11 protein-coding genes are annotated in these 12,144 nt (G+C 58.0%); 5 read left to right on the top strand and 6 right to left on the bottom strand.

Annotated elements, in window-relative coordinates:
- The first annotated feature begins 72 nt into the window (after positions 1-72).
- Positions 73-714, top strand: coding sequence for an MBL fold metallo-hydrolase (locus ACM6IQ_RS29730; protein ID WP_017340710.1), 642 nt, complete (start codon positions 73-75; stop codon positions 712-714).
- A 101-nt stretch (positions 715-815) separates the two neighbouring features.
- Positions 816-1,544: an OmpA family protein gene (locus ACM6IQ_RS29735; RefSeq protein ID WP_017340709.1), complete on the top strand. Its 729-nt coding sequence runs from the start codon at positions 816-818 to the stop codon at positions 1,542-1,544.
- A gap of 242 nt (positions 1,545-1,786) precedes the next feature.
- Here ACM6IQ_RS29735 and ACM6IQ_RS29740 read toward each other — a convergent pair whose 3' ends face one another.
- The gene (locus tag ACM6IQ_RS29740; RefSeq protein WP_017340708.1) at positions 1,787-2,221 is read right to left on the bottom strand and encodes a YhcB family protein; all 435 of its coding nucleotides are present in this window, start codon (positions 2,219-2,221) and stop codon (positions 1,787-1,789) included.
- A 144-nt stretch (positions 2,222-2,365) separates the two neighbouring features.
- Between ACM6IQ_RS29740 and ACM6IQ_RS29745 the strand changes: the two genes are divergently transcribed.
- The 3 genes from ACM6IQ_RS29745 (at position 2,366) to zapE (ending at position 5,560) form a co-directional block, all read left to right on the top strand.
- Positions 2,366-2,995 (top strand): alpha/beta hydrolase, encoded by a 630-nt coding sequence (locus ACM6IQ_RS29745; protein WP_017340707.1) that lies wholly within the window; start codon positions 2,366-2,368, stop codon positions 2,993-2,995.
- Positions 2,996-3,019: 24 nt separating this feature from the next.
- Entirely contained in the window at positions 3,020-4,375 is a 1,356-nt protein-coding gene (locus tag ACM6IQ_RS29750; RefSeq protein WP_150654043.1) for a tryptophan--tRNA ligase, read from the top strand.
- Positions 4,376-4,465: 90 nt separating this feature from the next.
- Positions 4,466-5,560 (top strand): cell division protein ZapE, encoded by a 1,095-nt coding sequence (gene zapE / locus ACM6IQ_RS29755; RefSeq protein WP_017340705.1) that lies wholly within the window; start codon positions 4,466-4,468, stop codon positions 5,558-5,560.
- Between the two features lie 116 nt (positions 5,561-5,676).
- Here the strand turns inward: zapE and ACM6IQ_RS29760 are convergent, their stop codons facing one another.
- The 5 genes from ACM6IQ_RS29760 to ACM6IQ_RS29780 form a co-directional block, all read right to left on the bottom strand.
- Positions 5,677-6,657, bottom strand: coding sequence for an asparaginase (locus ACM6IQ_RS29760; protein WP_414880533.1), 981 nt, complete (start codon positions 6,655-6,657; stop codon positions 5,677-5,679).
- 68 nt (positions 6,658-6,725) lie between these two features.
- Entirely contained in the window at positions 6,726-7,928 is a 1,203-nt protein-coding gene (locus tag ACM6IQ_RS29765; protein WP_414880534.1) for a hypothetical protein, read from the bottom strand.
- A 15-nt stretch (positions 7,929-7,943) separates the two neighbouring features.
- Positions 7,944-8,831 (bottom strand): nitrilase family protein, encoded by an 888-nt coding sequence (locus tag ACM6IQ_RS29770; protein ID WP_414880535.1) that lies wholly within the window; start codon positions 8,829-8,831, stop codon positions 7,944-7,946.
- Between the two features lie 145 nt (positions 8,832-8,976).
- The gene (locus ACM6IQ_RS29775; protein ID WP_414880536.1) at positions 8,977-10,923 is read right to left on the bottom strand and encodes an FAD-dependent oxidoreductase; all 1,947 of its coding nucleotides are present in this window, start codon (positions 10,921-10,923) and stop codon (positions 8,977-8,979) included.
- A gap of 189 nt (positions 10,924-11,112) precedes the next feature.
- Complete coding sequence (locus ACM6IQ_RS29780; protein WP_193393041.1) at positions 11,113-12,009, bottom strand: GlxA family transcriptional regulator; 897 nt, start codon at positions 12,007-12,009, stop codon at positions 11,113-11,115.
- Positions 12,010-12,144: the final 135 nt, after the last annotated feature.

Below are 12,144 nucleotides of genomic sequence, written 5' to 3' on the forward strand. Positions count from 1 at the left end.
ACACATGGCGGTAAAGGGCGGGATGCCAATGTGTGCGAAAATCCCCCGTCCCTGTTTATCGAGCATGCCCCGATGTCCCAACTACCGACCCTCATCCGCGAAACTTTCCCAGTCGGCCCGTTGCAGTGCAACTGCACGATCATCGGCGATCCGGTAACGAAAAAGGCCATCGTGGTCGATCCGGGTGGTAATCACGAGCTGATCCTGGCTCGGCTCGACGCCTTGGGCCTGAAGGTAGTCAGCATCATTCACACCCACGCGCACCTGGATCATTTCCTGGCTTCCGGTCAGTTGAAGGAAAAAACCGGCGCGACCTTGCATCTGCACAAGGAAGATCAGTTCCTCTGGGACAATCTGGAGATGCAATGCCAGATGTTCGGTGTGCCTTATACCCCGGTTCCATCCCCCGATCGCTGGTTGTCTGATGATGAAGAACTGGCCTGCGGCTGCGGCGTGGCATTGCATACGCCCGGTCACACGCCGGGGTCCATGAGCTTCTGGTTTTCAGAGGCCAAGCTGCTGATTGCCGGTGACACGCTGTTTCGTCGCGGGGTAGGGCGCACGGATTTGTGGGGTGGCGATCAGGCGACCATCGTGCGTTCGATCAAGCAACGGCTGTATACGCTTGATGAGGACGCGACAGTGGTGACGGGGCACGGGCCGGACACGCGCCTGGGCGATGAAATGCGTGACAACCCTTTTGTGCGGGCCTGACGGTAGCCGATGGAATTTTCGCCGCCCGAAATGATCCAAAGCCCGCTAAGGCCGATGCCTTGTTCCGTTGCACCCTAGAATGCAGAAAGTAGGAGCTCTTCATGTTCACCAAGCAGCGTTTGATTATTGTCGCTACGGCTGTGGCTTTGCTGTCGGGCTGTGCCTCGCCTAATCCTTACGACAATCAAGGCCAGGCCGACGGTGGTTCCACGGGCATGAGCAAAACCGCGAAGTACGGTGGCCTCGGTGCTCTGGCCGGCGCATTGGCCGGTGCCGCCATTGACCACAACAACCGAGGCAAGGGGGCGCTGATTGGTGCCGCCGTGGTGGGGGCTTCCGCTGCCGGTTACGGTTACTACGCCGACCAGCAAGAGAAAAAGCTGCGCGCGAGCATGGCCAATACCGGCGTCGAAGTGCAGCGCCAGGGCGATCAGATCAAGCTGATCATGCCTGGCAATATCACGTTCGCCACCGATTCGGCGAACATCGCCTCAAGCTTCTATCAGCCGCTGAACAACCTGGCAGGCTCGCTCAAGGAGTTCAACCAGAACCAGATCGAGATCGTCGGCTACACCGACAGCACCGGCAGCCGTCAGCACAACATGGACCTGTCCCAGCGTCGCGCCCAGAGCGTGGCAACCTACCTGACGTCGCAAGGCGTGAGCGGTGCAAACCTGTCGGCACGGGGTGCCGGTCCGGACAATCCGGTTGCCAGCAACGCTGACGTCAATGGCCGGGCGCAGAACCGTCGGGTCGAGGTCAACCTGAAGGCCATTCCGGGTCAGCAGTATGGTGGTCAGCAGCAAGGTACTGTTCAACAGTATCCATAATCGTCTGACTGAACCCCAGGCGTAAAAAAACCGCCCGATTCTCAACAGATCGGGCGGTTTTTTTTGTGTGGGAGCTGCCGCAGGCTGCGATCTTTTGATCTTGCTTCTAAAAAAATCAAAAGCCCTCGTTGCACTCGACAGCTCCTACCGGAGGCCGCCCGTTTCAGCGAAGAGCTCATTGGAAATAAAAGCCCCCGGACAATCACTCATCCGGGGGCTTTTTCATGTCGCGTGAAACCTGATTACTTCTTCAGGCCGTAATGCTCATCGAGCATGCCCGGCGCGTTCGGGGCTTTGGGGGCGTAATCGCGAGGCGGCTCCTGATTGCGCGGCGGCGTCAGGCGCTCCCGTGGGGCGGCTGCCGCGTCGGCGTGCAGCGAGGCCAGCAGGCGTTGGCGGGTCTGCTCGTCCAGGGCCAGGCGATTGGCACCCTCGGCGAGATGATCCTGCACTTCCTGATAGCTCTGAGTCAGTTTCTTGACCAGGGTTGCAGTGCTGTTGAAGTGGGTGACCACTTCGTTCTGATAACTGTCGAAACGTTCCTGAATGTCTTCCAGCTGACGTTGTGTGCTGCTCGGCGCGGCGTTCGGCACCAGGCGAGCGATCAGGAAACCAATGGCGACACCCACAACCAGGGCAAGAGTCGGCAACAACCAAACTAAGAGCGAGTGTTCCACGAGTCCTTCCTCTATAAACGGCTTTGCTTTACGTTAACGGCTCGAACCTGCGCTGTATACCGCGATTCACTCGCAATACATCGGCACAGACAATTTGCTAGACGAGTCGACCCGATTCGAGGTCACGGAGTTCCTTCCTTGCTTATGCGCGAAACCCCTGTAGTGATTGATGGCCCGGTCGGCCAACTGGAAGCGCTTTACCTGAACAATGAAGCGCCTCGCGGCATTGCGCTGATCTGCCACCCGAACCCGGTGCAGGGCGGCACCATGCTCAACAAAGTGGTCTCGACCCTGCAGCGCACCGCGCGCGATGCCGGTTTGGTTACTTTGCGTTTCAATTACCGTGGCGTCGGTGCCAGCGAAGGCACGCACGACATGGGCACCGGCGAAGTCGACGATGCTCAGGCGGCGGCCGAATGGCTGCGGGCCGAGCATCCTGATTTGCCGCTGACGCTGTTCGGTTTCTCCTTCGGCGGATTTGTTGCAGCCAGTCTCGGCGGACGCCTGGAAGTGAAGGGCGAGCAGCTCAAGCATGTGTTCATGATCGCGCCTGCGGTCATGCGTCTGGGAGATCAGGATCAACTGCCGCAGCATGGCGAACTGACCCTGATCCAGCCGGAAACCGACGAAGTCATCGATCCGCAACTTGTCTACGACTGGTCCTCGAAACTCGAGCGCCCCCATGAGCTGCTGAAAGTGGCAGAATGCGGACACTTTTTTCATGGCAAGCTGACTGATCTCAAGGATCTGATCCTGCCGCGTCTTTCGAATTGATTGCAGTCTGACAAGCGATTACCCATGACGACTCGTACCCGTATTCTCACCGGCATCACCACCACCGGCACGCCGCACCTGGGCAACTACGCCGGCGCCATCCGCCCGGCGATCCTTGCCAGCCGCGACAGCAATGCCGATTCGTTCTACTTCCTGGCCGACTACCACGCCCTGATCAAATGCGATGACCCGCTGCGCATCCAGCGCTCGCGTCTGGAAATCGCCGCGACCTGGCTGGCCGGTGGCCTGGATGTGGACCGCGTGACGTTCTATCGCCAGTCCGACATCCCGGAAATTCCCGAGCTGACCTGGCTGCTGACCTGCGTCGCCGCCAAGGGGCTGCTCAACCGCGCACACGCCTACAAGGCCTCGGTGGACAAGAACGTCGAAACCGGCGAAGACCCGGATGCCGGCATCACCATGGGCCTGTACAGCTATCCGGTGCTGATGGCCGCAGACATTCTGATGTTCAACGCCCACAAGGTGCCGGTCGGTCGTGACCAGATCCAGCACGTGGAAATGGCCCGGGACATCGGCCAGCGCTTCAACCACCTGTTCGGCCAGGGCAAAGAATTCTTCACCATGCCCGAGGCGCTGATCGAAGAAAGCGTCGCCACGCTGCCAGGCCTCGACGGTCGCAAGATGTCGAAGAGCTACGACAACACCATCCCGTTGTTCAGCAGCGCCAAGGAAATGAAGGACGCCATCTCGCGGATCGTCACCGACTCCCGCGCGCCGGGCGAAGCCAAGGATCCGGACAATTCGCACCTGTTCACGCTGTTCCAGGCCTTCGCCACCCCGGCGCAGTCCGACGAATTCCGCAGCGAACTGTTGCAGGGGCTGGGTTGGGGCGAGGCGAAGAATCGCCTGTTCCAGCTGCTCGACAGCGAATTGGGCGAGTCCCGTGAGCGTTATCACCAGCTGATCGAGCGCCCGGCGGATCTGGAAGACATCCTGCAAGTCGGTGCCAAAAAGGCTCGCTCGGTGGCGACACCGTTCCTCCACGAACTGCGTGAAGCGGTGGGCCTGCGTTCTTTCGTTGCTCAGACTCAGGTCGCGGCGACCACCAAGAAGAAAGCCGCAAAAGCCGCGCGTTTTGTCAGCTTCCGTGAAGACGACGGCAGCTTCCGCTTCCGTCTGCTGGCGGCCGATGGAGAGCAATTGCTGCTGTCGCGCAACTTCGCCGATGGTAAAACCGCCGGTCAGGTGACCAAGCAACTGCAAGCGGGCCAGCCATTGGACGTGCGCAGCGAAGACTTGAGCTTCAGTGTCTGGCTGGAAGGCGAGTGCGTTGCCGATAGCCCGGCCTTCGCCGACAGTGCCGCTCGCGACGTCGCCATCGACGCCCTGCGGATTGCGCTGACACCGGTTCAGGAATAATCGACGGCTCGGCCCGACCAAGGGCTGATTGCCATTCCTGCGGGCCGTCGCTACAGTGACGGCCCGTTTTTGTTGCCTTGCTAACGAATTATGACGCCCCTAGAACGATATCAAGCTGATCTGAAACGCCCGGAATTCTTCCATGACGCCGCGCAGGAAACTGCCGTGCGCCATTTGCAGCGCCTGTACGACGATCTGGTCGCCGCCTCGCAGAGCAAACCGGGCCTGCTCGGCAAGCTGTTCGGCAAGAAAGAGCAGGCGCCGGTCAAGGGCCTGTATTTCTGGGGTGGCGTAGGCCGCGGCAAGACCTACCTGGTCGACACCTTCTTCGAAGCGTTGCCGTTCAAGGAAAAGACCCGCACTCACTTCCACCGCTTCATGAAGCGCGTGCACGAAGAGATGAAGACCCTCGGCGGCGAGAAAAACCCGCTGACCATCATCGCCAAGCGCTTCTCTGACGAGTCGCGAGTGATCTGTTTCGATGAGTTCTTCGTCTCCGACATTACCGACGCGATGATCCTCGGTACGTTGATGGAAGAGCTGTTCAAGAACGGCGTGACCCTGGTCGCGACGTCCAACATCGTGCCGGACGGCCTGTACAAGGACGGCCTGCAACGCGCACGCTTCCTGCCGGCCATCGCGCTGATCAAGCAGAACACCGAAATCGTCAACGTCGACAGCGGCGTCGATTACCGCCTGCGTCACCTCGAGCAAGCGGAGCTGTTCCACTTCCCGCTCGACGAAGCGTCCCACGAAAGCCTGCGCAAGAGCTTCCGCGCCCTGACGCCGGAATGCACGGCAGCCATCGAGAACGATGTGCTGATGATCGAGAACCGCGAGATACGTGCCTTGCGCACCTGCGATGACGTGGCCTGGTTCGACTTCCGCGAACTGTGTGACGGTCCGCGCAGCCAGAACGATTACATCGAACTGGGCAAGATCTTCCACGCCGTGTTGCTCAGCGGTGTCGAGCAGATGAGCGTCACCACCGACGACATCGCCCGACGCTTTATCAACATGGTCGACGAGTTCTACGACCGTAACGTGAAGTTGATCATTTCCGCTGAGGTCGAGCTCAAAGACCTCTACACCGGCGGTCGCCTGAACTTCGAGTTCCAGCGCACCCTCAGCCGGCTGCTGGAAATGCAGTCCCACGAATTCCTGTCCCGGGCGCATAAGCCGTAGGACGTTTCGGAAAATAAAAAAGGCCTGCTGATGCAGGCCCTTTTTTTGTGCGCTGTCTGCTCACCACAATTTCTGGGAACGAGCCTGCGCCATAGAATTTCCCACAGGGGGGAGTATCAGATTTCCCAGAGATAACTCGTCAGTTGATGCTGCCGCTGGCAACCAACGAGCAACCACAACAAAATTCGGGCTTTGCGAGGGCAAAGCAATCCAGCCATCAACGCGCCTTTACGGATCAAGTCCATCTCGCCGCCAATAAAACCGTAGGTGGATCGCGCGGTAGAACCGGACCCTGTCCGGGTTGCAATGATGACAGGAATTTTTTGGGCGATAGTTTCGATCACATCAGACCAGTTTCCGGGAACATGCCCTGCACCAAATCCTGCGATTACAAGCCCGTCGTATCCGAGGTCGAGGATGTTGTTCAGGAAAAGGGTGTCCGCAGAAAGCGAGACTTCCAGCAGGGCGATTTTCTGCGTTGTTTGCTGCGGCAGCGGCAAGATGTTCCGCTGGGTTGGCGGGCGCATATATCGGACGCTGGTCTCAATGAGCATGCCGGCAGGACCGACGATGGGCGAGGAAAACGCCTGCAACGCCAATGAGTCGGTTTTTCGGACGGCGCTCGCGGCGTGAATCTGCCCGTTCATGACCACTTGAACGCCTCGCCGACGGCTGTTTGCAGCCAGTGCTACCCGGCACGCATCCAACAGATTCGCGGGACCATCAGCCCCCGCCTGGGCCGCTGAACGCATGGCGCCGGTCAGGACCAACGGTTCATCGCAGTCCCACAAATAGTCGAAAAAGGTGGCCGTTTCTTCGAGGGTATCCGAGCCTTGGGTAATGACAACTCCGACGGCACCTTGCTTGATCTGGAATTTTGCCCAGGACAGGACGCTCAGCAGGAATTCGAAATCCAGTGATGCGCTTGGCATAAGCCCGAGTGTTTCAACGTTGACCCGTGCCAGTGTCGTCAGTTCCGGTACCGAATTCAGCAGCGTTTCGCCGGTGAGTGTGGGAATAACACCTTCGCCGGCGTTTCTGGCTTGCATGCTTACGGTGCCGCCGAGCGCCGCGATGGCCAGTTCGGGTAAGTCCATGTGCTACCTCGCTTGAGCGTGAAGAGGTTGGCTGTACCGCGTCCGCGCTACAGCCGAGTGGCTTGGGGTTAGTGGGTCATCAGGAAACCGATGAATGGAATGATCAGCAGCGTACTGATGGCCATGGACAGAACGTTGCCGATGAAACCATGCATGTCCGCCGGCAACCGCCTGGCAATCGCCCACGCCAGAGGCGGCGCAATCAAGGCCCCCAGCAGTGCGCTCATGACGATGACCTGCCAGCTGCCGCCGTACGTCAGCAGCGCCGCCGGCACCACCGACACCAGCGGAACGTAGGTGGGATACCAGCCATACGATATCCAGTGCCGACGCCAAATCAGTACACCCAGCGCTGAGGTCAGTGCTTGTGCACCAATCAACTGGGGCAGCAGCTGCGAACCGTAGACCGGACTCAACGGGTTAAGCGTGAACGCCAGCAAGGCGCCCAGAATCAGGCCGAGGCTCGCCCATTCGTTGCCAAAGAATGGCGCTTCCGAAAAGTCCGCCAAGACTCGGCGCATACTCCAGATCACTCCGTAGTCAGGCGTTTGGGTGGCGGTGGGTTCGGGCGCTGGGTGGCATGGATTTGTAGATGGCTCTGACTTCACCAGGCTTGGCAGATAACGGCAGAGCAGAAAGGCCAGCACGCTGGCGACCGCCATGCCCGAGACATTACCAATCACCACGGGCAGTCCCAGCGGGTTGCACAGGTAATTGACCATCAGCAGACACATCGGTGTGACGAGCATGGCCCCCATGATTGCGCCGTTGACCGTGACCTTCCAGCCACCGCCAAACATCAGCACCATTGCTGCCGGCAGTGAAACGAAGGCGGCGAAGGTGGGTTGCCAGCTAGTGGCGGTTACCGTCCAGCCCCAAAGCAGGTTGCTCAGCAGTAGCCCAAGCAATGAACTGGTGACCAGCCACGGCCATAATCCGCTGCCGTACGAGATGGCAAAACCTTGCCAGGATCTTCCGGTCCGATTCGCCCAGTAGGCCAGATAGGCGCCAGCCAACAGCCCGATAGAGGCGAACTCGTGCTTGTAGAACGCCACTTCGCTGATGTCTCCGAGCACCCAGCGTAACCAGGCACTTGGTTCGGGAAGACCTGAAAGCAAATCGCCGTAACCGGGCCAATGAGCGGACCAGGCAGTACGGTGGGTGAATGAAAGCCAGGTCGCCAGCAGTAGGGTGCCGATAATCAGCAGGATGATCGCCGTGTCGAATGGCGATCGGTGGGCAAGTCGTTTTTTCTGGGTTGTGGTTTGCATGAGTCAACCCCCCTGTCAGCGCGGGAGGCACGAATGCTGGCGGTAACCGAGCATCTGATCGTAGAGATCGGCTCGGCGATCGCGATGCAGATCGTTCAGGTTGTTCCAGATGAGTGCGCTGCGGGCACTGGTCAGGTCGATATCGGCAAACAGGATTTCTTGTTGGTCCGCCGAGGCGACAGTGCCGATCGGCCAGCCATTGGTTCCGGCAATCAGCGAGCAACCCAGATAACGAGCCCCTCGTTCTTCGCCGATTCGGCTGGCCGCGGCGATAAACACATTGTTTACATGCGCAGCGGTCATTGTCAGATACGAAGCCATGCACTTGCCGGCGTCATCGAACAGAGGTGGTGGCGTCCAGACCCAGTTGTTCAGGCTGCAAATGATATCCGCCCCTTGCTGACTCAGAATTCGCGGCACCTCCGGAAACCAGATATCCCAACAGATCAACAACCCGATACGGCCGATCGGTGTATCGAAAACCGGAAAACCCAGATCGCCCGGCGTGAACCACAGTTTTTCCAGGTTCCACAAATGAGCCTTTCGGTATTTGCCGATGAGTCCTTCCGGCCCTACCAGGACGCCGGTGTTGAACAGCTGCATGCCGTCGCGCTCGGCGAGACCGGCTACGAGGTAAACGCTGTGCTGGCGGGCGAATTCCATCCAGGCTTGCAGGCTTGCACCTCCGGGAATCGCCTCCGAGTGATCGAACGCATCCTGTCTACTGCTGAAGTAATACCCGGTGCTTGAGAGTTCAGGCAGGACGATGAGATTCGCTCCGCCGTTTACAGCTTCCAGCGCCAGTTGCAGGCTGCGATGCAGATTTCCTTCACGATTCTTCACGCCGACCTGAGGGTCGAATTGCACGACTGCTACACGAACAGGGCTTATTGGCTCACTCATTGTTGATGACCTCTTTTTATAGTTATTCACGCTGTTTAATTGCGTGTTTATAAGAGGTGAATCAGCAGATCGGCGTAAGTCAGCCACTTCCGTTTAGGTTGTAGTCCGGATCCTAATCAGACCCGTTCGTGGCTCCTGCAAGTGATCAGGCCCTGACGTTGTAGTGTGGATAGTCGCTCAAGGAAAACCCGCCATTGAAGGTCGCAGACGTTTTGTTGCAGATGTGAATGACCGCATCAACGGCGCCTCGGAAACAAGGCTCCGTCCAGCCGGCATCGACTGAAAATGACTCTCCGGACAAATACAGGCCTGAAACATGCGCGAAGTCTCTGTTGTATTTCATCAGGCCTACGGCGTCGTAGTAGGTGCCGGGCCGGTACAACTTTGCACATCCCAGGGCATTTTTGTCGGTCATCCAACGTTGGACCACTGCTTGATCAAGCCCGATGTAGGGAGAGATCTTTTCCTGGATGTTGGCGGCGTTCATAAGGATTCGGTCCAGCTCTTTGGCGCATTTGCTTACCAGTTCCTTGTCCGTAAATGAGGCCAGCTTGGTGGCGTCGTCCTCCCATGTGTAACTCAACAGGATGCAGTCATAGCTGTAGGTATCGTTGTAGCGATAGGTGTAGACGTCGTGGATAAAACTGTCGGTGACGATGGCTTGCGGGATTTTTCCGTTTTTCGAAAGAAAAGATTTCTTCAGCGGTGCGAAGACTTTGCAGCTGGTTTCCCAATGCGCCGTTTTATAGGCATTGATCGTTTCGAAAGGCAGCATGTGTGGCGTGAAGTTTTCAAGCTTGATCCGGGTTTCGATCAACCAGGAAGGAAGGGTCATGATGACCGAATCAAAGTCCTCGAACTGTTCCTGGGAGTGCTCGTCTTGGCTGTGTTTCCAGTCGTAGCAGACGCGTATTTTTTGATCGGGCAGTTTTTTGAGTTTTGTGACGGACGAATCCGTCAGCAAACCACTGCCCCTTTCACTGCAATGATCGTAGAAAGATTTTCCGGTTTCCGCGGTTTTCATGAACAGCAGACATTCGTCCAGAGCAGCGAGTCCGATGTAACGGGGGCCGTCGAAAGTCAGCCCTTTTGAATCAAATACGGCTTTGCTCTGCAGATAGGGTGACGCCAACGGATCGCCCTGAGCATCCACCCGGCCATGGATCAGTTGCAACTGGCTGCTGAACCCGAAAATCGCAGTACGCAGGGGATAAAGGGAGCAGACATCATAAAACGCTCCCCAACTGCCATCGCCGATGCCGATGGCATAGAAAACGGCCGACTCTTGCGCGGACATGCCCATTCCGCCGAAGTCTCCCGGCGATCGTTCATCCCAATCTTCAAGGGGCGCCATGCTCACGAGGTCGCGAAATGAAATGTTTTGGTACTTTTCGACGATCGCGTCCCACATGCCTTCCCATTCCTGGCTGGCGTAGACCTCTGCGACGTGCCGAGTCATGCGATCGGCAAAGGTTTTCCACTTGGCATAAACCTTTTGCAGTTCATCGCCGGGAGGTGGTGTCTGGCCATCTTCATTCTTCCAGATAAGCATTTGCGGAGTTTGACCGTCGCCCATGCTGCCCTCTCGCAGATAAATTCCGGTCGAGGTCACCCATTGGCTTCCGGGATTGGCGAAATCCGAAAATGCCAAATCAAACGTCTTCGCGTAGTAGGCCATCAGCGAGCGGCCGTCTGTCGGCGGTTCGTCTGCCCTGTTGAAGAAAGGCATGCGCATTGCGCCCATTTCAAAGGGGGTGTGGCTCGTCGAGGAGCGCTGGCTTCCAGCAACGGTCAGGTGCCGGCCGCCAATTCTCCTGGATTGTTCAATGAGGGTGATATCGGTAAAGCCGCAACGATAGAGTTCTCTGGCGGCAGTAAGCCCGGTGACACCTGCACCGATGATGCAGATCTTATGGTGCGGGGTGGTGGCTTTGGCGATGCCGTTTTCCTGTTCGACCAATGCTCGATAGTCGAAGCAGAGGTCTGGGGGATTTGGAAAACGTGCCGTCCATTTGGCGTCAGTCGAGCGCTTTGTTCGAGCGGCAGTCTTGGTCGCGTGTGCCGGGTATTCGTAGCTTGATCCGATGGTCACTGTTGATCCTCCCTGATGTTGAAAGCAGGGAAGGATGCTGGGACTTTTCAGGGGTTGTGTCTGTGAGCCTGATCGGTGGCTTTGTCGTTCTTTATTCAGCAATTTGCGTAGGAAAATGCATGGCCAACTCCCTGCACATGCAAGGTCCACAGTGGGAGCAAGCTCCCACGTGTGTTTAATGTCGAGCGTTTAAGCCGCCTGCTGAAACTGCTGCCGATACTGGTTCGGAGACAATTCCGTGTGCTGGCGGAACAGTCGTGCGAAGAAACTCGCGTCGTCATATCCGACTTCATAACTGATGGTCTTGATGCTTTTGCGGCTGCCGGACAGCAAGCCCTTTGCCGTTTCAATGCGCAGGCGTTGCAGGTAATGCAGCGGCTTGTCGCCGGTGGCGGTCTGGAAGCGGCGCATGAAGTTGCGGATGCTCATGCCGTGCTCGCGCGCGACGTCTTCGAAGCGGAACTTGTCGGCGAAATGTTCTTCGAGCCAGTGCTGGATCTGCAGGATGATCACGTCCTGGTGCAGCTTCTGCCCGCCGAAACCGATGCGTCCCGGCGAATAGCTGCGCTGCACTTCATAAAGAATGTCGCGAGCCACGGCCTGGGCCACGTTGGCGCCGCAGAAGCGCTCGATCAGGTAGATATAGAGATCGCACGCCGAGGTCGTACCGCCAGCGCAATACAGGTTGTCGGCGTCGGTCAGGTGCTTGTCCTGCTTGAGGTGAACCTTCGGGAAACGCTCGGCAAACGCATTGAAGAAGCGCCAGTAGGTGGTCGCTTCCTTGCCATTGAGCAGCCCGGCTTCGGCGAGCCAGAACACCCCCGTGGCCTCGCCACAAAGTACCGCGCCGCGAGCATGTTGCTGGCGCAGCCACGGCAGGACCTGTGGGTAACGTTGGCAAAGGGTTTCGAAATCGTCCCAGAACGCCGGGAGGATGATGACGTCGGCGTTTTCCAGGCCGCCGTCCACCGGCATGATCACATCGCTGAAGCTGTTCACCGGTTTGCCATCGGGGCTGACCAGCCGCGTTTCGAACGCCGGTGTCAGGCCCTGGCCCAGTTGTTTGCCGTAGCGCAGGCTGGCCAGGTGGAAGAAATCCTTGGCTTGCATGAGGGTGGAAGCGAAAACCCGGTCGATAGCCAGGATGCTGACGCGCCGCAAGGGCGTGGAGACTTGGTTAGACATAATTCAACTTTATTCTTATAGGGGAAAGTGGTCACC

The sequence above is a fragment of the Pseudomonas sp. IT-P100 genome (genome assembly GCF_949767185.1).
In the GTDB taxonomy this organism is placed as follows: Bacteria; Pseudomonadota; Gammaproteobacteria; order Pseudomonadales; family Pseudomonadaceae; genus Aquipseudomonas; species Aquipseudomonas fluorescens_B.

What these genes read in the sequence shown, in the direction of transcription:
- ACM6IQ_RS29730 (WP_017340710.1), top strand. Translation starts at nt 73, where the DNA reads ATGTCCCAACTACCGACCCTCATCCGCGAAACTTTCCCAGTCGGCCCG.
- ACM6IQ_RS29735 (WP_017340709.1), top strand. Translation starts at nt 816, where the DNA reads ATGTTCACCAAGCAGCGTTTGATTATTGTCGCTACGGCTGTGGCTTTG.
- ACM6IQ_RS29745 (WP_017340707.1), top strand. Translation starts at nt 2,366, where the DNA reads ATGCGCGAAACCCCTGTAGTGATTGATGGCCCGGTCGGCCAACTGGAA.
- ACM6IQ_RS29750 (WP_150654043.1), top strand. Translation starts at nt 3,020, where the DNA reads ATGACGACTCGTACCCGTATTCTCACCGGCATCACCACCACCGGCACG.
- zapE (WP_017340705.1), top strand. Translation starts at nt 4,466, where the DNA reads ATGACGCCCCTAGAACGATATCAAGCTGATCTGAAACGCCCGGAATTC.
- ACM6IQ_RS29760 (WP_414880533.1), bottom strand. Translation starts at nt 6,657, where the DNA reads ATGGACTTACCCGAACTGGCCATCGCGGCGCTCGGCGGCACCGTAAGC.
- ACM6IQ_RS29765 (WP_414880534.1), bottom strand. Translation starts at nt 7,928, where the DNA reads ATGCAAACCACAACCCAGAAAAAACGACTTGCCCACCGATCGCCATTC.
- ACM6IQ_RS29770 (WP_414880535.1), bottom strand. Translation starts at nt 8,831, where the DNA reads ATGAGTGAGCCAATAAGCCCTGTTCGTGTAGCAGTCGTGCAATTCGAC.